The 22,054-nt window shown below is 68.4% G+C and carries 1 protein-coding gene; it reads right to left on the minus strand.

All coding sequences use genetic code 11. The features are described 5' to 3' along the window. Positions 1-24: 24 nt before the first annotated feature. A complete protein-coding gene (locus tag E5A74_RS20895) occupies positions 25-21,831 on the minus strand; it encodes a right-handed parallel beta-helix repeat-containing protein (RefSeq protein WP_168355592.1) in 21,807 nt (7,268 codons plus the stop codon). Between the last annotated feature and the right edge of the window lie 223 nt (positions 21,832-22,054).

Here is a 22,054-nt window from a genome sequence, read left to right on the forward strand (position 1 = left end):
ACGCCGCCGCCGCGGGAACCGCGATCAGGGCAGCGGGTTGGTCGGCGTCTGCGCGGTGCCTGCCAGCGGCGCCACCGCCGACCCCGTCAGGCTGACATTGACCGTGGCCGCGCTGGCGACTGGCGTGTTGCCCTTCGCGTTCCACGTCGCGACGGCATCGTCATCGGCGCCGGCACCCCCTTCGACGAAGCCGGTCAGGAAGAGCCGGTTGGTGTTGGTCACGTCGGAGACGCGCAGGCGCAGCACGTTGGTCGGCCCGCCGGCGGCGATCGTGTTGTTGGCGATGTCGGCATAGACCTGGTTGGACTCGCCCGCGGTGGACGAGCCCGAGATGATGTTGATGTCCGCCACCGCGGTCGTATCGGAGTTGATCGTGTTGCCGTTCACCGTCGCGTCGAGCCGCGCGGTATTGAACCGCGCCTGCATGTCGATCATCGAGCTGCCGTTCGCCGCACCGGCGGTGATGTTGTTGTTGCTGATGGCGACGATCGTCTGCGAGGTCTCCTGCGCGACCACGCGCACGCCCGATCCGCCCGCGCCGCTGCCGTTCGCGGTGAGGGTGTTGCCGGCGATGCGGCCCATCACATTGGCGTCGAGGAAGGACGTGATGTTGATCGACGCCCCGCCGCGCGACTGGATGGTGTTGGTGTTGATGTTGAAATTGACGTTCGCGCTGTCGTTGCCGTTGATGTCGATGCCCGCGCCGATATCGGCCTGGCTGTCGATGACGTTGTTGACGATGTCGACATTCACCGTCGAGGTGTCCTCGCCGATGATCTGGATGCCCTGAGTCCGCAGGCGCAGGAAGTCGCTGTCGACGACGTCGATGTTCGTCGTGCCGGTGCCGAAGGCGCGGAACTGGAGGCCGCCTTCGCCAGTGCTGCTGACCGCGCCGCCCGACGACACGGTCTGGGTATCGCGGAAGATCACGTTGTTGAGCGTCAGATTGAGGCTCATATTGGTGTTGACGATGTCGAGGGTGTTGGTCTCCGAGAAGCGGATCTCGGTATTGGTCAGTGACGAAGTCCCCGACAGGTTGTTGAACTCGATGCCGCTCTCGTTCGCACCGTCGCCGGCGCCGTCGATCAGGCTGTTGTTGAGCTGGAAGTTGCTCACATTGATCCCGGTGATGCCGTTGTCGGCGATGGTGCCGGTGATGTTGATGTTCTCGAACACCGCAGTGGCGACCGTGCTCATATAGATTGCGCCGTTCGCCGTGGTCAGGTCGAGATCCTGCCCGGCCGCCTGGCCAGTGGTGCTGGCGCTGGTCAGGTTCAGATTGGCGATATTCACTAGCGCGGTGTTGAGCAGTTCGATGCCGCGCTGGGTGATGTTCGTGATCGTGCCGCCCGAACCGTCGGTGGTGCCGGAGCCCGTGATGGCGAGCCCGGCGGCCGACCCGGTATTGTTGAGCACGATGCCGCGCGTGCCGCCGTTCGCCGAGACCGACAGGAAGTTGAGCCCGCCTACGGCGATGTTGGTGTTTACGAGGTTGAGCGCGATCCCGCCCACAGAGGTGATCGTGTTGTTGCTGCCGGTGATCGCCAGCGAGCCTGCGCCCGCGGTGGTCGAAGTCGCGGTGATGCCGCGTCCGGTCGTCGTATCGATGTCGAGATTGCCGCCGGTGAACGAAACGGCCGCGCCGGTGGCGTTGGTGTTGTCGAACTGGACCGCGTTGGTGATGCCGGTGCTGAGCGTCTTGGTCGCGCCCGAGAAGGCGATCGTCCCGCCGCTGTTGTTGTTGAGCAGGATGCCATTGGCGTTGCCGCCGGTCGCCGAGAGGCTGCCCGAGAAGGCAATTGCGCCGCCGGTATGGTTCGCGACTTCGACGACGTTGCCCGCGCTGGTCTTGCTGATCGCCGCCGCGACGGTGACGCTGCCACTGCCGCCGGTGATGTTGACACCATCGCCGCCGACGGTCGCCGCGATCGTGCCGCCGTTGATCGAGATCGCCCCGGTCGCGCCCGCCGCGCCGATGATCGACACACCGTGGCCGGTCGTGTTGTTGATCGTGACGGAGGCGAAGGTAACCGTGCCGTTGCCGGAGCCGTCGACCTCGATGCCGTCGCCGCTGATCGTGCCGGTGCCGATCGTCGTCGCGCCGAAGCTGACATTGGCGGTGGAGCCGTTGCCGACGAAGATGCCGTCGTTGCCGCCGCTCGTGGCCGCGACGCTGGTCGTGCCGCCGCTGAACGCCCCGCCGCCGCTGCTGTCGAGATTGGTGAGGTTGATCGCGATGCCGGCCACCGTGCCGGTGTTCTGGAGCGAGGCGAAATTGATACCGCCCGCGCCCGCGAAGACGCCGCTCAGATTGGCGACCTGGCCAGTCGCGGTCTGGATGCTGTTGCCGGCACCCGTGACGACCACGGTGCCGCCGCCGGTCGCGCTGAAGCCCGTCCCGCTGGTGGTGACGATGTCGAGGCCGTTGCCGCCGGCGGCGGGCGCGAAGCTGATCGTCGCGCCGGTGTTGTTGGTGAGCGTTACCCCGTTGTTCGCGGTGGTGGTGAGGCTGATCGTCTGGCCAGTGAAGGCCAGGGTGCCACCGACGTTGTTCGACGCGCTGATGCCGAGGCTGGTATCGGTGATGTTGCCCGAAAGCGTCGCCGTGCCGCCGGTGCGGTTGGTCGCCTCGACCGAGCGCGATGCCGCGCCACTGGTGGTCACCGTGCCGCCATAGTTGAAGGTGAGCGCATCGCCGGCGAGCGAGACGCCGCGGTTGGTCGCGGTGATCGCGCCGCCGGCGATGTTCACCGTGCCGCCGAGCGTGCCGGCGGTGCGCTGGACGGAGATGCCGTTCGCGCCACCGGTATTGCTCGCGCTGGCAAAGGCGAGATTGGCGGTGGTCGTCGTCGCGCCCGTATTGGTGACGCTGAGCAGCGTGCCGCTGGTCGTGACGATCGAGTTGCCGCTGCCCTGGACGTTCACCGTGCCGCCGCCGGTAATGAGCATGCCGGTGCCGGTGGTGCCCGTGATGTCGAGACCGGTCCCCCCCGCGTTGAACGTGATCGTCCCGCCATCATTGCCCGACAGGCTGACCACCGTCCCCGTGCTGGCGATGCTCATCTGCCCGTTGAAGGCGATCGCCCCGCCATTGCTGTTGATGACCGAGATCACCGTGCTGGCATTGGAGAGGTTGCTGCTGATCGCGCCATTGAAGGTCGCGGTACCCGCATCATGTGCGTCGATCTCGACCGCGGTGCCGTCATTGTCGGTGATCGTGCCGTCGAAGGTCAGGTTGGCGCTGCTCAGCAGCGAGAAGGCGTTGCCCGCGCCGTTGTGCGTGATCGCGGTGCCCGAGCCGAAGGCGAAGGTGCCGGTAGCGCCGTTGTAGATGTCGATGCCGGCATTGCCGCCGTTGAGCGTCGTCGTGCCGGTGAAGTTATAGGTACCGTCGGCATTGCTGAACTGCATGCCGGCGCCGCTCGTCGCGTTGATCGTGCCGGCATAAGCGACGGTGCCCAGCGTGTGATTGCCGGTGAAGTTGAGCACCAGCCCGCCTGCCGCCTGGGTGATCGAGCTCGCCGCATCGAAGTTGAAGCTCGCGGTGCCGCCGCCGATGGTGAGCGCCGACGCGGCCGCCCCCGCGACATCGACATTGGTCGCGTTGATCGTGCCGCCCGGCGTGGTGAAGGAAAGCCCGGTCGCCGCGCCGCTGATGTTGACGTTGGTCAGCGTGGTTGTTCCGGTGGCGTTGTTCAGCGTGATCGAGGTGCCGCTCGCGCCGGTCGCCGTCACGTTCGAGATCGTGCTGCCGGCGGCATTGAGCAGCACATCGTTGGTGTTGCCCGTGAAGGTGGCGTTGTCGATCGTCGTGTTGGTCGAGGGGGTGATCTCGACGCCATAGCCGCCGACCTGGTTGAAATTGCGGATCGTCATGAAGTCGACGAGCGTGCCGGTGGCGCCGGCCGTGTCGACGATGCCGCGCAGCGCCCCCGCCGGCGAACCATCGAGGATGAAGCCCGAGATCCGGTTGCCGCTCGCCCCGAGCGTGATCACGTTCGCGCCCGCTGCCGAGGTGAGCGTCGCCGCGCCGGCGGCGGTGGGATCGGCGATGTTGATGGTGTTGCTCGACAGGATGATCGTCGAAGGCACGGTGAGCACAAGTGCCAGTGGCCCCTGCCCGAAGCCGCGCACCTGGGTATCGGCGATCAGCGCGAGCGTGTCGTTGCCGTTCGATCCGGCGGCGCTGATCGCATTGCCGTTGTTGATCAGCACGATCACGTCGGTGGACGCCAGCGCCAGTTCGGCAGCCGCGAGCGTCATCGGATTGGCGCCGTCGGCACCCGAGCCGTTGCCGCCGCCGGTCGCGCCGTTCGAATCGACGAACCAGGTGCGGCCAACCCCGAAGCCGAGGCCCGGGCTCGCACCGAAAGTGACGTCGGCGAAATTATAGGTGCCGAGCGTCGGCGCCGCGGCCGCATTGATGCCGGTCCCCGCGGAGAGGGTGGACGTGCCGTCGGTCGCCGACTCGCCATCGCCATAAGTGAAGGTGGCGTTGGTCGTCGCATTGAGCCAGACGCCGGTGCCGACTCCCGAGATCGTGGCGCTGCCACCGCCGACGGCCGCATCACCGAGCCGGATCACTTGCGCGCCGGTGGCACCGCGCAGATCGACTGCGATCGTGCCGGCCGCCGAGGACGAGGTCACGTCGAAGTCGGTGGTGGTGATCGCCGCCGACAGCGCGGCGTTGTTGAGGTCGAGCGCAACGGCGCCGGCATTGGTAAGACCGATATCGAGATCGGTGATCGTCAGCGCCGCGCCGAGCGTGCCGTTGATGTCGATGCCGCGGGCCAACATACCCTGCAGGTTGACGGTGCCGAGCGTGATCGCGCCGCCGCCGCCGACGATGTTGGTGAGCCCGATACCGACGCTGGCGTTGGTCGAACTCACGCTCGCGAAGTTGATGCCGCTGGCGCCGATCGTCACGCCGTTCAGTTCGATGACCGAGTTTCCGGTAGCGCTGATCGTGTTGCCCGCACCGCTGATGTTGAGCACGCCACCACCGGTGGCGACGAGGCCGCTGACTCCGCTGGTGATCGCCAGCCCGCCATTGGTGAAGTTGATCGTCGCGCCGGCATTGTTGAACAGCTCGAGCGCGATCGCGCCCGGCGCGTTGATCGTCTTCGCGCCCGAGAAGGTGATTGTGCCGCCGCTGTTGCTGTTGAGGAACCAACCGCTGGCCGAGCCGCCCGAAGAGATGAATCCGCCAAAGTCGACACTGCCGCCGGTGCGGTTGCTGACCTCTACCGCGCGGGCCGCGGTGGTCTTGAGAATCCCGGCATTGATCGTGATCGCGCCGCTGCCGCCGTCGACGACGACGCCGGTACCGGTCGGATCGTTGAGGTTGCCGATGTCGCCGCCGCTGACCGTCACCGTTCCGGTCGAACCGGTGATACGGATGCCGTCGCCGCCGGTATTGTCGATGTTGGTGCTCAGGAAGCTGATCGCGCCGTTCCCGGCGCCGTTGATCTCGAGCCCCTCGTCGCCGGTGCCGGCGATCGTCGCGGTGCCGAAGCTGATCGCCGAGCTCGAGCCGCCGCCGATCCAGATGCCGTCGCTGGTCGCGCCGCTGGTGCCGGCGATCGAGACGGTGCCGCCGTTGAACGCGCCGCCGTCGAGATTGTTGAGGTTGATCGCGGTGGCGCTCGCGACCACGCCGGTGCTCGCCATCGAGGCGAAGGCGATGCCGCCCGCCCCGGCGGTGACGCCGTCGACATTGGCGACTTGGCCGGTGGCGGTCTGAAGCGTGTTGCCGCTGCCGGCGAAGACGATCGTGCCGCCGCCACTGGCGGTGAGTGCCGCGCCGCTGGTGGTGACCACGTCGACGCCGGTCCCGCCGCCGGCGAAGCTGACCGTCGCGCCAGCATTGTTGGTGAACGACAACCCGGCGCCGCTGGTGTTGTTGATGCTGACCGTGCCGTTGAACAGCGCCGCGAGCGGCGTGGTCTGGGCAGTATTGTCCTGGATCGCGATGCCGGCGGTGGTGGCGCCGGTGACGTTCACGGCACCATTGACCGTGAAGCTGCCCTCGACCTGATCGAGCAGCACGCCATAGGCTCCGCCGCTCGCAGCGACGCTCGCCAACGTCATGTTGACCACCAGCGGGTCGAGGTCGACCGCGGTGCCGCTGGTCGTGTCGACCGAGCCGTCGAGCGTGGTGAGCAGGAAGTTGTTCGCCTTCGAGTTCGCGACGCGCAGACCGGTGCCGCCATTGTTGGCGATGTCGATATCGGTGAAGGTCAGCGCGCCAAAGACGTTGGTGAGGCTGACGCCGTCGCCCTGGACGCGCGCGCCGGACGTGCCGACGGTGAAGGCACCGGCATTGACCGCCTGGATGCCCGCGGTGGCGAGGTCGCTGTCGAAGGTGACGGTGTTGAAGATCAGCCCGGCGGTCTCGCCGCCGCTGGTGTCGATCGCGAAGTTCGCCATGCCGGTGACGGTGAGCGTGCCGCCGGTGCCGTTGAGGTTGAGCAGCGCCCCGGCATTGTTGCCGGCGTTGCGCAGCGCGAGGTTCTGGAGGTCGACGACCCGCGCGAACGCGCCCGAGCGGATGTCGATTCCCGCGCCGCCGCCCGAGATCGCGCTGTTGCGGATCGTCGCGGTGCCGGCGCTGTTATTGCCGTAGATGGCGGCGCCCGTCCCCGTGTTCGAGACGACGACGCCGTCGATCAGGTTGGTGCCGCCGAGCTGGATCGTGCCGGTGGCATCCGTCGAGGAAAGCAGCGGCGCGCCGGAACCGGCGAAGGGGTTTTCGATCGAGCCAGTCGTGATGTTGAACAGCTTGACGTTCGCGGGCGCGCCGCTCGCAACGCTGAAGCTGTCGACATTGCGGAAGGCGAGCACTGTCTGGCCGTCGGCGAGGGTGAGCGTGCCGGTAATCGTGTCGAACGCACCCGCGCCGGCCTGGCTGTCGAGCAGCACGATGAACGCGGCGCCCGAGGCCTGCGCGGCGGCGAGGCTGCCGGGATTGGTCGCGCTGCCCACGCCGGTGGCGCCGTCCTGAACGAAGAAGGCGTCCGCCTCGAGCTGGCTGGTATCCCCGGTGAGGGTGACGTCGAGGAAGTCGTAATTGCCGGTGACGGCGAGGCCGGTGATGACGATCGGAATCGTGGCGTTGATCGACGAGGCTGCGAGATCGAAATCGACGTTCGAGCCGTCGCCATAGCGGAAGTTGGTGGTGCGGTTGGCGTTGCTGAGATCGACGCCGATGTCGACCCCGGTGATCGCACTGCTCTCGTTGACGGTGAACGCGCCGCCGCCATTGTTGCCCGAAAGATCGATGCCCACCGTGCCGACCGCCGAAGCGCCGGCGATGTCGAGCGTCTCGAAATAGGCGTTGCCGCTGCCCATCACGCGCGCATCGACCCCGCGGGCACCGGCCTGGAGCGCGGTGATGTCGATATTGCCGAAGTCGAGCAGGACGGTGTTGCCCGCGCCGATGACGATGCCCGCGGTGGTGGCGCCGTCGATCGTGCCGTCGCCGACGGTGAGCGTGCTGGTGAGCCCGCTGGCGGTGATGCCGACCGCGCTCGAGGCGATGTCGATCGCGCCGATCGTGGTGGCGCCGCTGTTGGCGTTGAGCGCGATGCCCGCGGCAGTCGCGCCCGAGACGGTGACGTCGCCGAGATCGACGATCACGCCGCTATTGTGGAGCGCAACGCCGTTGCCGCTCGACCCGGCGACGGTGATGCTGCCGAAGCTTAGGTCGCCGAAGCCGACGATGCCGCCGAGATCGACGCCGGCGCCGGAGGCAGTCGACGTCACCGCGCCGAAACTCAGATTGGCGCCGTCGATCAGCACGTCGTCGATCAGCAGCAGCGCGCCCGAGCCGCTGTGCGTCACGTCGATGCCCGAGCCGGCGAGCGTCAGCGATCCCGCACCCGCGCCACTCAGCTCGGCCGCGGCGTTGGCGCCACTGGCGGACAGGCTGAGATTGGTGAGCGTCGCGCTGGCCGAGGCGCCGCCGGAGAGCAGGCGAAGCGCCGTGCCCGCGCCCGAAAGCGTGGCGTTCGAGACGGTCGCGCCCACCGCGCCGCTGCCATAGATCGCGGCGAACCCGCTCGCGCTCTGCACGAACACGCCATCGACGCTACTGCCGCTTGCCAGCGTCATGGTGTTGGCGGCGCCGGTGGTGGTCAGGATCGGCGCGCGCGTGGTCGGAGTCGTGGCCGAGGCGGCATAGGGATTGGTGACCGATCCGGTCATCACGCCGGTAACGATCACATTGGCGGGCGCGCCGCCCGGAAGCGCGATCGCGTTGCCGTCGCGGAAGCTGCGCAGCGCCTGGTTGGCGTCGAGCACCAGCGTGTCGTTGCCGTTGGTGCCGAGCGCGTCGAGCACGTCCTGGCCGCCATTGGGATTGTTGAGCAGGATGATGAAGTCGACCGCGGCCGCTTCGGCGCCGGCGAGGCTGCCGGGATCGCTGAGCGTGCCGCTGCCGGTCGCCCCCGCAAGCACGTAATAGACCGTCGCGGAGGTCGCCAACGCGCTGGTGTCGCCGGTCAGCGCCACGTCGACGAAGTCGTACGTGCCGATCGCGCCGTTCAGTCCGGTGATGACGATCGGCACCGTGGCGCTGATCGACGAATTGAGCACCGTCGCGTCGCCGTCGCCATATTGGAAGAGGCCGGTGCGCGCCGCGTTGGTCAAATCGACGCCGGTGCCGACCCCGCTGATCGCGCTGCCGTTGGTGACGATGATATTGCCCGCGCCGGTATTGCCGGTCAGGTCGATGCCGCGCGTGCCGGTGACCGAAGCCCCGGTGATGTCGAGCGTCGCGAAGGTGATGTCGGCTGCGCCGACGTCACGCGCGTCGACGCCGCGGGCGGCGGTCGGCACACCGGTGATGTCGATGTTGCCGAAGCTGATCGTGCCGGTGTTGCCCGTGCCGAACACGATGCCGGCGACGGTGGCGCCGTCGATCGTGCCGTCGCCCACGGTCAGCGTATTGGTCAGCCCGCCGGCGGAGATACCGGTGCCGCTGGTCGTGATCGCGACGGTGCCGATGGTAGTGGCGCCGCTGTTCGAGGTCAGCGCGATCCCCGCGGAAGCCGCACTGGATACGGTGATGTTTCCGAGATTGACCGTCGCGCTCGAATTGTGAAGCGCGACGCCGGATCCCGTCGCGCCCGCGATCGTGATGTTGGCGAAGGAGAGCGTGCCGGCCCCGGCCACCGAGCCGAGTTCGACGCCGTTGCCCAGCGCGGTCGATACGACGTTGCCGAAGCCGAGCCCCGCGCCGCCGACCGCGATGTCCGCGATCGTGACCAGCGAACCCGTGCCCGCCTGCGAGATGTTGACCCCCGCCCCCGCCACGGTGAGCGTCCCCGCGCCGGCGCCCGAAAGGCCCAAAGCGGAGGTGGCGCTGGTGACCGAGATCGTCAGGTTGGTCAGCGTCGCCGAAGCCGCTGCGCCATTGTCGATCAGGCCGAGCCCGCCGCCCGCGCCGAACAGCGTCGAATTGGAAAGCGTGACGCCCGACACGCCCGAGCCGAACACCGCCGTGCCGGCCATCACGCTCTGCACGAACACGCCGTCGATGCCGCTGCCGTTCGCGAGGGTGACGGTGTTGGCCGCGCCGGTGGTGGTGAGGATCGGCGCGCGATCGGCAGCCGTGGGCGCCGAGCTGGCATAGGGATTGGTCACTTGCCCGCCCGTCACGCCGGTCAACATCACATTTGCCGGCGGGCCGCCGGGCAGCGCGATGACGTTGCTGTCGCGGAAGCTGCGCAGCAGCTGGTTGACGTCGAGAACGAGGCTGTCGTTGCCGTTGCTGCCGATCGCGTCGAGCACATCCTGCCCGCCGGCCGGATTGTTGAGCAGGACGATGATGTCGGCGGTCGCCGCCTCGGCACCCGCGAGGCTGCCGGGATCGCTGAGCGTGCCGCTGCCGGTCGCTCCCGCGAGCACGTAATAGACCATCGCCGATGTCGCCAGCGCGCTGGTGTCGCCGGTCAGCGCCACGTCGACGAAGTCGTACGTGCCGATCGCGCCGTTCAGTCCGGTGATGACGATCGGCACCGTGGCGCCGATCGACGAATTGAGCACCGTCGCGTCGCCGTCGCCATATTGGAAGAGGCCGGTGCGCGCCGCGTTGGTCAAATCGACGCCGGTGCCGACCCCGCTGATCGCGCCGCCGTTGGTGACGATGATGTTGCCCGCGCCGGTATTGCCGGTCAGGTCGATGCCGCGCGTGCCGGTGACCGAAGCCCCGGTGATGTCGAGCGTGTTGAACGTGACGTCGCCGTTCGCCCCGGTCAGGTTCACCGCGGTCTGGCCGAGGCCGATTCCGGTGATGTCGACATCGCCGAAGGTCAGCGTGCCCGAGGATCCGTTCACCACCGTGATCGAGGCGCCGCCCGAGAGCGCGAACGCGCCGAAGCTGTAGGTCCCGTCGGCATCGTCGAAATTGAGCCCCAGGCCGTTGGTGATGTTCAGCGTCGCGGACGTCAGATCGACGGAACTCTGGTCGCCGACGGCGCTGAAGGCAGAGGGGATCCCCGGCATGCTCGCGGTCAGCGTGCCGGCATAGGTGACGTCCGCCGTCGAGCCGAGCAGCGAGAGGCCGGTCGTTGTCACGGTGACGCTGGTGGCGGCACCGAAATCGAAGGTGCCCGACGATCCGTTGGCGATGCGGATGCCTTCGGACCCGCCGGCGAGCGTCGTGGTGCCGGCGAAGTTGTAGGTGCCGTCGGCATTGTCGAAGCGGATGCCGGTCCCGTTGGTCGCGCCGATCGTACCGGTCTGGAAGGTGACCGTGCCGACCGAATGGTTGGCGACATTCACCGCGGCCTGGCCCGCGGTCGCATAGGTGAGGTCGCCCGAATAGGTGAGCGACGCGGTGGAGGAATCGATGTTGATCCCGGTGCCGCTCGGGCTGGTGATCGCAGTGCCGGCCCCGAAGGTGAAGATGCCGGCCGAGCCGTTGACGATATCGATTCCGGCATCGCCGCCGTTGAGCGTCGTCGTGCCGGTGAAGTTGTAGGTGCCGTCGGCATTGTCGAACTGCAGCCCGGTGCCGTTGGTCGCGCCGATCGTACCGGTCTGGAAGGTGACCGTGCCGACCGAATGGTTGGCCACATTCACCGCGGCCTGGCCCGCGGTCGCGTAGGTGAGGTCGCCCGAATAGGTGAGCGACGCGGTGGAGGAATCGATGTTGATCCCGGTGCCGCTCGGGCTGGTGATCGCAGTGCCGGCCCCGAAGGTGAAGGTGCCGGCCGAGCCGTTGACGATGTCGATCCCGGCATCGCCGCCGTTGAGCGTCGTCGTGCCGGTGAAGTTGTAGGTGCCGTCGGCATTGTCGAACTGCAGCCCGGTGCCGTTGGTCGCGCTGATCGCGCCGGTCTGGAAGGTGACCGTGCCGACCGAATGGTTGACCACCTCGATCGCCGCCTGGCCGGCGGTGGCGTAGGTCATGCTACCCGAATAGGTGACGGCCGCTGTCGAGTCGGCGATGCTGATCCCGGTGCCGCTCGGGCTGGTGATCGCAGTGCCGGTTCCGAACGTGAAGGTGCCGGCCGAGCCGTTGAAGATGTCGATGCCCGCGTCGCCGCCGTTGAGCGTCGTCGTGCCGGTGAAGCTGTAGGTGCCGTCGGCGTTGTCGAACTGCAGCCCGGTGCCGCCGGTCGCGTTGAGGCTCCCGGTGAAGGTCGCGGTGCCCGAATGGCCGAGGCCGGCGAGGACCAGCGCGCTGGCGGAGCTGGTGATGCTGCCGGCATAGGTGAAGGTGCCGGCACCGGTGTTGACCAGCTGGACCCCGCCCAAAGCGGTGATCGACGATCCCGCCCCGAACCCGATATTGCCGCCGGTCGTGCCGTTCACCGAGACGCCCATCGTCGCGCCGCCGGCGACGGTAAGCGTAGTCACGTCGAGCGTGCGCCCGCCCGCGCCGATCCCGGCGACGTTGTTCAGCAAGACCGCGATGTCGAGGCCCGCATAGCCGATGCTCGACAGCGTGACGTCGGCGGAGATGCCGTCGAGCATCAGCGCCTTGGACGTGAGGGTGCCGTTGATGGTGTCGATCGTGCCGCCGGTGAGCGCGAACGCGAAGCCCGGCGTGCCCGATGCGAAGACGCCGACTCCCTGGTCGTTGCGCACGTCGAGCGCCAGCGACAGCGCGCCGCTCGCCTGGCTGAGCGACAAGCCGTCCTGCGGGCGCGCGGTCCCGCCGATGGACAAGGAGCCGGCCACGGTCTGGATGCCGCCGGTGGCCAGATTGGCGTCGAAGGTCACCGTCTGGGCGTCGACACCCGCGCTGCCGCCATTGATCACCAGGTTGTTGAGCGCGGTCACCGAAAGCTGACCGCCGCCGGTGCCGATCAACGACAGCACCGCGCCGGTGCTCGCGTTGAGCGTCAGGTTGCTCAGCGCGACGTCCGCCGCCACGCCGCCATCGATGATCTGGATCGCGTTGACGCTGCCGAAGATCGTGCTGTTGCGGATCGCGACCCCGGTGACGCCTTGGCCAAACACGCCCTTCGCATCGAGATTGCCGATCTGGACGCCGTCGATCACGCTGCCCGATGCGACCGTGACCGTGTTCGCCCCGGCCTGGGTGGTGGTGAGCAGCGGTGCGCCCGAGCCGGCATAGGGATTGGTCACCGTGCCGCCGGCGATGCCGAACAGCAGCAGGTTCGCCGGCGCGCCGCCGCCGACGGTTACCGTATCGCCGTTGAGGAATCCGAGCAGCCGCTGATTGGCCGCAAGGTCCAGCCCGCCGCCGGCCGAAGCGCCGTCGATCACGTCCTGACCCGCACCCTGCGTATCGAGCAGCAGGATGACGTCGGCGCCCGACGCCTCGGCCGCCGCGAGGCTGCCCGGGTCGCTGCGCGTGCCCGTGCCGGCCGCGCCGGCCTGGACCCAGAAGATCGTGCTGCTGGTCTGGAGCGTGCTGGTGTCGCCGGTGAGGACGACATCGCGGAAATCATAGGTGCCGCCGGCATTGAGCCCGGTGATGACCAGCGGCGTGACCGCGCTGATCGTCGAGGCGGCGCCGTCGGCGTCGGTGCTCGAGCCGTCGCCATAGCGGAAAGTGCCGGTGATCGCGGCGTTGGTCAGATCGACCCCGATCCCCAGGCCGGTGATGCTGCTGCTTTCGCTGACGATGATGTTCGCGGCGGTGGTCGATCCGCTGAGATCGATGCCGGTGCCGCCGGTGCCCGAGATGTCGAGCGTCTGGAAGCTGACGTTGCCGGTCGCCCCGGTGAGGTTCACACCGGTCTGGCCGGCGCCGAGATCGGCGATGTCGACGTCGCCGAACGTGAACGCACCCGCCGAGCCGTTCAGGATCGCAACGCCCGAACCGCCGGCAGTCGCGAAACTGCCGAAGTCGTAAACGCCGTCGGCGTTGTCGAAGCGGACGATCGTGCCGCCGTTCAGAGCGAGCGTCGCGGCGGAGAGATCGATCGTGCCGATGCTGTGATCGCTGACTTTGATCCCATTGCCGCCGGACGCGTAGGCGTAGCCGCGATAATCGATGCTCGCCGTCGAGCTCGAAACATCGATCGCCGCGCCGCCAGCGGTGACCACCGAAGCCGCCGAACTGAAATCGAAGGTGCCGGATGATCCGCCGCCGATCGCAATGCCGACAACGCTCGCATCGATGTCGATCGTGTTGGCGAAGCTGTAGGTGCCGTCGGCGTTGACGAAGCTGAGGCCGTTGCCGCCGGTGGTGGTGAGCGACCCGGCGCCGAAGGCGATCGTCCCGACCGCGTGGTTGGCGACATAGACCGCGGGCGTGACGGGCGCCGAATAGGTGATCGCCCCCGAATACGAGACCGAGGCCGTCGAATCCCGGACATCGAGCGCCGAAGCCGAAGGATTCGTGATCGCCATGTTGGTGAAGGTGAACGTGCCCGACGATCCGTTGCGGATCGCGATACCCGCCGCGAGATCGGCGTTGCTGCTGAAATCATAGGTGCCGTCGGCATTGTCGAAGACCAGCCCGAGGCCGCTGGTGGCGGTCAGCGTGCCGAGATCGAAGGTGACGCTGCCGCTATGCCCGCCGCTGACGTTGAGCACCGCGTTGGCGCCGGCAAAATCCACGTCGCCGCTATAGGTGAAGCTGCTCGCGCCGCTGTTCGACAGCACGATCGCCGAACCCGTGGTGGTGCCGATGCTCGAGCTCTGACCGAAGAGGAAGCTCCCGGTCGCGCTGCCGGTCATGGTGATGGCGCCGGCGGCGCCCGCGGCGACGGTCAGATTGTCGACGATCAGCGCGTTTCCGCCCGCGCCGACCCCGGTCACGTTCTGGATGCCCACCCCGGTGCCGCCGGTCAGGCTGATCGAATCGAGCGCCACGAAGGACGAGAGGTCACGCAGGTACAGCCCGTAGCTGCCGGCGGCGTTGATCGCGTCGATCGTGCCGCCCGAGGTGCCCAGACGCATCCCGCCGGCGCCACCGGTGACGGAGAGGCCCGCGCCGCCGTCGGTCGCGATATCGACCGCAAAGTCGGCCGCGCCTTCGCTATTTTCGAGGATGACGCCAAAGCCGCCGATCCGCGCCGCGGCGGTGCCCACCTGCAGCGAACCCATCACCGTCTGGAAGCCGGCGGCCGCAAGGTCGGCGTCGAAGGTGACGCCATTGCCGCGAATGCCGAAGAACTCGCCATTGCCGCCCCGGACGGTGATGTTGTCGAGCGTGGTGATGGTGAGCGTGCCGACATTGGTGCCGTCGAGATCGAGCACCGCACCGTTATGGCCGGTGAGCTGAAGGTTGCTGAGCGCGGCGCTGGCGTTGGCGGCGCCGTCGCTGAGCCGGATCGCGCTCTGGCTGCCGCTGACGATGCTGTTGCGGATCGTGACGTTGGCGGCCTGCACCGCGACGATGCCCGAGCCGTTCGACGCGTCGACGACGACGCCGTCGACCAGCGTGTTCGAGGCGAGGTTGAGCGTGTTGCCCGCCCCGGAATTGGTGAGCAGCGGCGCGCCCGAGCCGGTGAACGGATTGACGATCTGGCCGGGGGTGAGCCCGAAGAGGATGAGATTGCTCGGCCCGCCCGCAGGCAGCATCAGCGTATCGCCGTTGAGGAAACCGAGCAGTTGCTGGCCGGCGAAGAGATCGAATGCGCCGCCCGCGCTCGCCGCATCCAGCGTGTCCTGGCCGCCGGCCGGATCGTTGAGCAAGATGATGATCTGCGCGCCCGAGGCCTCGGCGCCGGACAGGCTGCCCGGATCGGCCATCGTGCCCGCGCCCGCAGCGCCCGCCGCGACGAAATAGGTCGTCGCGGAGGTCACCAGCCGGCTGGTGTCGCCGGTCAGCGTGACGTCGGCGAAATTATAGGTCCCGACCGCGCCGTTGAGGCCGGCGATCTCGATCGGCACTGCCGCGTTGATCGTCGAGGCAGCGCCGTCGGCGTCGGCGTTCGAGCCGTCACCAAAGCGGAAAGTGCCGGTGATCGCGGCGGTGGTCAGATCGACGCCGATCCCCAGGCCGGTGATGCTGCTGCTTTCGCTGACGATGATGTTCGCGGCGGTGGTCGATCCGCTGAGATCGATGCCGGTGCCGCCGGTGCCCGAGATGTCGAGCGTCTGGAAGCTGACATTGCCGGTCGCCCCGGTCAGGTCGACCGCGGTCTGCCCGGCACTCACGCCGGTGATGTCGACATTGCCGAAGCTGATCGCGCCGGCCGAACCGCCGACGATGGCGATGCCCGCCCCGCCGGAGAGCTGGACATCGCCCAGCATGGTGGTGCCGTCGGCGTCGAGGAACAGCACGCCCGAACCCGCGCTCGCGCTGATCGTCGCCTGCGAGAAATCGAGCACGCCGCCGGTCTGGCCGGAGACGACGAAATTGTCGGTAGTCAGGCCTTGGGTCAGGCTGCCGAGATAGGTGACGTTGGCATTCGAATTCTGCAGCACGAAGCCGGCGACCGCGCCGTTCGCGACGCTGGTCCCGGCGCCGAAGAAGAAATTGCCCGACGAATCATTGGCGACGTTGATCCCGGCGTCGCCGCCATGCAGCGTCGCCGTGCCGGTGAACGAATAGGTGCCGTCGGCATCGATGAACTGGAATCCGTCGCCATCGGTGACGTCGATCGTGCCGTCGTGGAAGCTGGCGGTGCCGGTGTGCCCGAACGCGACCACCGTGGCGCTCGCGCCGGTGCCGCTGGTGATGTCGCCGGCATAATCGAGATTGACCTGATCGCCGAACAGGACGGCGACGCCGACCGTGTCGGTGATCGTGGCATTGGCGAACACGTAATCGCCGCTGCCGCTCAGGATCAGCCCGCCATCGGTGAGATCGAGGCTGCCGACATTGAGCACCGGCATGCCGGCGTCGGCTGCGGTGCTGCCGATCATGAAGATGCCGCCATCGGTGGCGGTGATGCTGCCGAAATTGAGCGTCAGCGCGGCATTCTGCCCGGCCAGCGCGGTATTGCCGAGCGTGTCGATGGTGCCGCCGCCGACGATCGCGGTGAGCGCGCCATTGCCGATCAGCGCGACGCCGACGTCATTGGCGTTGACCACGTTGAGGCTGGTGAGATCGAGGCTGCCGTCGCCGAACAGGCTGAAGCCGACTCCATCGACGCGCGCACCGGCAGCGCCGACGGCAACCGTGCCGGTCACGGTCTGCGCGCCCGCGGCCGCCAGATCGGCGTCGAACAGCACTTCGTTGGCGGAGAAGCCGCCGGTCTCGCCATTGCCGCCTGCGATCGTGATGTCGTTGAGCGCCGTCACGGCCAGCGTGCCGGCGCCGCTGCCATCGAGATTCACGACGATGCCGCCGCTCGACGCGAGGCGCAGCCCGCTGAGCGCGACGCTCGCTGCGGCGCCGTTGTCGATCAGATGGATCGCCCCGCCCTGCCCGGAAATATCACTGTCGCGGATCACGATGTTGGCGACGCCGCTGCCGAACACGCCGGCGCCACCGGCCGCGCCCGTCTGGACGACGATGCCGGCAAGCGTGTTCGATCCGCCCAGCGTGACCGTGTTGGCGGCCGCGACGCTGGTGGTCAGGATCGGCGCGCCCGAGCCGGCGAAGGGATTGGTGATCAGGCCCGGGGTGAGCCCGTACAGGATGAGATTGGCGGGGCCGCCCGCCGGCAGCGTGAGCGTGTCGCCGTTGAGGAAGCCGAACAGTTGCTGGCCCGAGGCGAGATCGAACGAGCCGCCCGCGCTCGCCGCGTCGAGCACGTCCTGGCCGCCGGCCGGGTTGTTGAGCAGCACGATGATCTGCGCGCCCGACGCCTCGGCGCCCGACAGACTGCCGGGGTTGGCCATCGTCCCCACGCCCGCGGCGCCCGCCGCGACGAAATAGGTCGTCGCCGAGGTCACCAGCCGGCTGGTGTCGCCGGTCAGGGCGACATCTGCGAAATTATAGGTCCCGACCGCGCCGTTGAGGCCGGTGATCTCGATCGGGATCAGCGCGCTGATCGTCGATGCGGCACCGTCGGCGTCGGTGCTCGAGCCGTCGCCGTCGCGGAAGCTGCCGGTGATCGCGGCGTTGGTCAGGTCGACGCCGATGCCGACGCCGGTGATGCTGCCGCTCTCGACCGTGGTAATGCTGCCGGCAAAGGTCGCGCCGGTGAGATCGATGCCGCGCGTGCCCGTGGTCGAGCTGCCGGTGATGTCGAGCGTGTTGAAGCTGATCGTGCCCGAGGCCGCGCGCGCCATCACGCCGGTGCGGCCGGCACCGAGGCCGCTGATGTTGACGTCGCCGAAGCTGATCGTGCCGGTGCTGGCGGCGCCGAGCAAGATGCCCGAAGTGCCGACCCCCGAAATGTTGGTCGTGCCCGTGAAGGTGACACTGCCATCGACATCCGCGAGCGAGATGCCCAGGGTGCTCGTGCCGCTGATCGAGAGGGCGCCGATGGTCACGGCCCCGCCCGTGGCCACGCCGTCGACACCGACGCCCACGCCGCCAACCCCGCTGATCGCGCCGCCGCCAATCGTCACCGCGCCAAGGCTGTTCTCGATCGCAAGCCCGGTGTTGCCGGCGCCGCTCACGGTCAGATTGCCGATCGTCACCGCGCCGTTGCCGGTCAGCTGGACACCGTCGCCACCAGCGCCGCTCGCGCTGATCGCGCCGATGTTGATCGCGCCGCTGTTGTTCACCAGCCGGACCGCATCGGCGGCGCTGCCGCTCACGCTGATCGATTGCACGCTGATCGCGCTGCTGCTGTCGCTGATCGACACGCCTTCGCCGACGGTGGTCCCGCCGACTGCGATGCTGCCGAAGACGAGGTTCCCGCCGGTGACGTTCTGCACGGCCACCGCGCCAGTGGCCGAGGTGGCGGTCGACACCGAGCCGAAGCCGAGCCCGCCCGAGGTGACGTCGGTCAGCGCCAGCGCCGCGCTCGTGCCGGTCGCGGCGATGTCGATATCGGCGCCCGAGACGGTCAACGTGCCGGCGCCCGCGCCGCTCAGCGCGAGCGTCGTGCCCGAGGCCGAGGCGAGGTCGAGATGCGTCAGCTGGACCGAGCTGGTCGCGCCGCCGTCGCTGATCGCGATCGCGCCGGTCGCGCCGGCGATGTCCGAATTCTGGATGCGAACGTTGCTAACGCCGCTGCCCTCGACGCCGACATCGCCGCCGGCATTGCGGATGACGAGGCCGTCGATCGCGCTGTTGCTGGCGAGGTTGATCGTCGCCGCGCCGGCGGTGCTGGTGGTGAGCACCGCCGCGCCCGAGCCGGCATAGACATTGGTGATGCCGGCGGGGCCGACACCGCTCACGGTCAGATTGGCGGGCATGCCTGCCCCGGTGACGGCGAAGAAATCACCATTGAGGAAGCTGACCAGCGACTGTCCGGCGGCGAGATCGAACGATCCGCCCGCGCTCGCCGCATCGAACACGTCCTGCCCGCCGGCAGGATTGTTGAGCAGCACAATATATTGCGCGGTGGAGGCGTCCGCCCCGGCGAGGCTGCCCGGATCGTTGCGCGTGCCCGCCCCGGTCGCGCCGACCGCCGCATAATAGGCCGTGAAGCCGGCGCCGGTGAGGTTCGTGGTGTCGCCCACCAGATTGGCATCGGCGAAGTTATAGCTTCCGTTGGAAGCGTTCATCAGCGCGATGACGATCGGAATCGCGGCGCTGATCGTGCTGTTCATCGGCGTCGCGCTGCCGTCGCCGAAGCGGAACTGCCCGGTCATATTGGCCTGGGTCAGATCGACGCCGATGGCCACGCCCTGGATCGCGCTGCCGGCGATCGTCATCACGTTGCCGGCGTTGGTCGATCCGGTGACGTTGATGCCGGTGCCCGTACCGCTGCCGTCGCCGGTGATGTCGAGCGTGTTGAACAGCACCGTGCCGTGCGTGTTGCGCACGTCGACACCGTTGAAGTTGCCGAGCCCGGTGATGTCGACGTCGCCGAAGGTGACGCCACCCGGCACGGTGCCGATGACGATGCCGTTGGCGCCTGGATTGGCGATCGTCACCAGCCCGGCGAAGTTGATCGAGCCGGCCAGCCGGTCGAGCACGATCGCGTCGCCCGCGGTGCCGGTGAGCGTGATCGCGCCGAAGCTGATCGCCGATCCGGCCAGCGTATCCTGAACGACGATGCCGCCGCTGCCGCTGATCGGGCCGGTGAAGTTGATCGTACCGGCCGCATTGAAGATCGCGACGATCGGCGCGGCGCCGCTGCTGTCGGTGATCGACCCGGCGAAGGTCAAATTGACGGTGCCGCCGCTGCCGGCGACTCCCTGCTCGCCGATCTGGACCGAGTTGCCGCCGCTGTTGGTGATCGTGCCGCCGTTGATGCGGACCAGCCCGGTCGAGTTGAGGATGACGAGGCCACCCCCGCCGCTGTTCGAGACGGTCAGCGTGCCGATCGTCAGCGCGTTGCCGCCGGTGCCGCCGCCCTGCACGGTGTTGAGGATCACGCCCGGGCCGGCCGCGCCGGCCGAACCGACGGTCGCGAAGGTCAGGTTGATCACCAGCGGATCGAGATCCGCAGCGGTGCCGCCCACCGTATCGATCGTGCCGTCGAGCGTGGCCAGCGTGAAGCCGTTGACCTTGGAATTGACGACGTAAAGACCGGTGGCGCCGCTGTTCACGATATCGAGATCGGTGAAGCTCAGGCTGCCGGTGACGTCGGTGAGGAAGACGCCCTGCCCGTTCACACGCGCCGCGGTGGTGCCGACTTCCATCCGGCCGGCATTGACCGCCTGGATGCCCGCGGTGGCGGTGCTCGCGTCGAAGGCCGCCGAGCGGACGCTGACCCCGCCGGTCTCGCCGGCGCCGCCGCGGATCGTGATGCCCGAAAGCCCGGTGACGGTGACCGTGCCGGCGCCCGAGCCGTCGATGTCGAGCACGTTGCCGCCGGTCGCCGACAGCGTCAGGTTCGACAGCGCGGTGGTGAGGTCTGCGCCGCCATCGTTGATGTCGATCGCGCCGGCACCCCCCGAGATCGTCGAGTTGGCGATCGAGACGTTGCTGCCGCCGTTGACCAGCACGCCCGCGCCCGCGCCGCCGCGCACGGTGAGGCCGGTCAACGCCACATTGCCGAGCGTGTTGGTGAGCGCGATGCCCGCGCCGCCGGTGTTCTCGACGATCACGCGCTCGATCGCGAAGCCGCCGACCCCGTTCGCGGCGATGCCGGTGCCGGCGCCGCGCACCGTGACGTCGCGGATCACCGAGCCTTGGCCGAGCGTCACCGCCGCGCCGGCGGCGCTGGTGCCGACGACGACGCCGTTGGTGCCGCCCAAGCCATATTGGACCGTGCTGCCGTCGACCAGCCGCACATCGACCGCGCTGGCGCCGCCGAGCAGATATTGGTCGGTCGCGAGAGTCACGCCGGCGGTGTTGATGGTGCCGGCGTTACCGAGCGCGACGACCACGCCGTTCGCACCCGCCCGCGAGACGGCGTCCGCGATCGTCGTCGGCGCGGCGAGCGTGCCCGCCGCGCCGGTGACGCCGGCGCCGTTGGCATAATAGAAGCCGCCGAACTGGTTGCCGGTCCGCGCATCGACCGCGAAGCGCGTGGTCGTCAGATCGGAGTAGCGGCTGCCCGAGCGCGCGACATAGTCGCGACGCACCCGGTCGCCCATCTGGCGATCGAGGCCGGTCGGCGCGGCACCGCGGTCGCCCGCGCGGCCGCCGAACGGAATCGACAGCCGGACATGCGCGCGGGCATCGGTGCCGAAACGATTGTCGTGCTCGACGACGCCGCCAAAGGTGAAGCGCGCGCCGCTGTCCTTGTCCTCGATGTCGAGCTCGAGCCCGCCGCGGACGCCGCGATAGCTCTCGTCGGCCCTGCGATCCCAATAGTCGAACCCGCCGACCGAGCCGCGGATGCTGGCATTGTCGCCGACCGGCAGGCGCACGCCCGCCTCGCCATTGAAGCCCTGCAACGGGATCGCCTCGAGCCGGAAGCCGCTGCGGCGCTCGATCAGCCGATTGTTCTCGAGCACCAGCGCCGCCGCACCGGTCGTCGCGTTGGGGTCGATGAAGCCGATCGTCTGGACCTTGCTCAGCGGCAGGCGATAATTGACCCGCACGTCGAAGACCGAGGAGAAGCCCTCGAGCCCCATCGACACCGCCGCCTGATCGCGCGAGCCGATGTCCGATCGATAGAAATCGGCGCCGACATTGACGCCGATCGCGGTGTCCTCGCCGGTGCGGAAGCGGGCGCCGACCGTCGCCGAGCCGTTGCGGTCGAAGCGCTGGTCATAGCCGATGCGGCCGTCGACATAGACGAGACCCGAGTCGTTCTGCGCGACGGGGGCGAACAGCGAGGTCGATACGCCGATGTCCTTGCCGGCCTGCGCCTCGGCCTCGGCACGGGGTTTCCAGACCGGGGCATCGTTCGTCTGCCCCCAGGCCGGCGCCGACGCCGCGAGGATAGCTCCCGTCAGGCACGTCGAAAAAAGCCGCGCCTTGCTGGACTTAAGCATCGATGTTCCCCCGTCCGCCGGACCGTGATCAGCGGTCGGCGCTCCCGTTAAGCGTGCGCGTTTGCAGCCTCCGTTCGAGCGGAAACAGTCAAACCCCTCGGCGACACCATGTTGAGGGGTAGCACAGGGCGTCCCACGCAACAAGCGAGAGCTCCGTAGAAATACGTTGGGGCGTAGAGGAGAAAGCGCGATTTTCAGTCATGGCGGGCGCCGTTTATTTTGG

Origin of the sequence: Sphingomonas naasensis, from assembly GCF_004792695.1 — a bacterium.
GTDB classification, from domain to species: domain Bacteria; phylum Pseudomonadota; class Alphaproteobacteria; order Sphingomonadales; family Sphingomonadaceae; genus Sphingomonas; species Sphingomonas naasensis.

What these genes read in the sequence shown, in the direction of transcription:
- E5A74_RS20895 (WP_168355592.1), bottom strand. Translation starts at nt 21,831, where the DNA reads ATGCTTAAGTCCAGCAAGGCGCGGCTTTTTTCGACGTGCCTGACGGGA.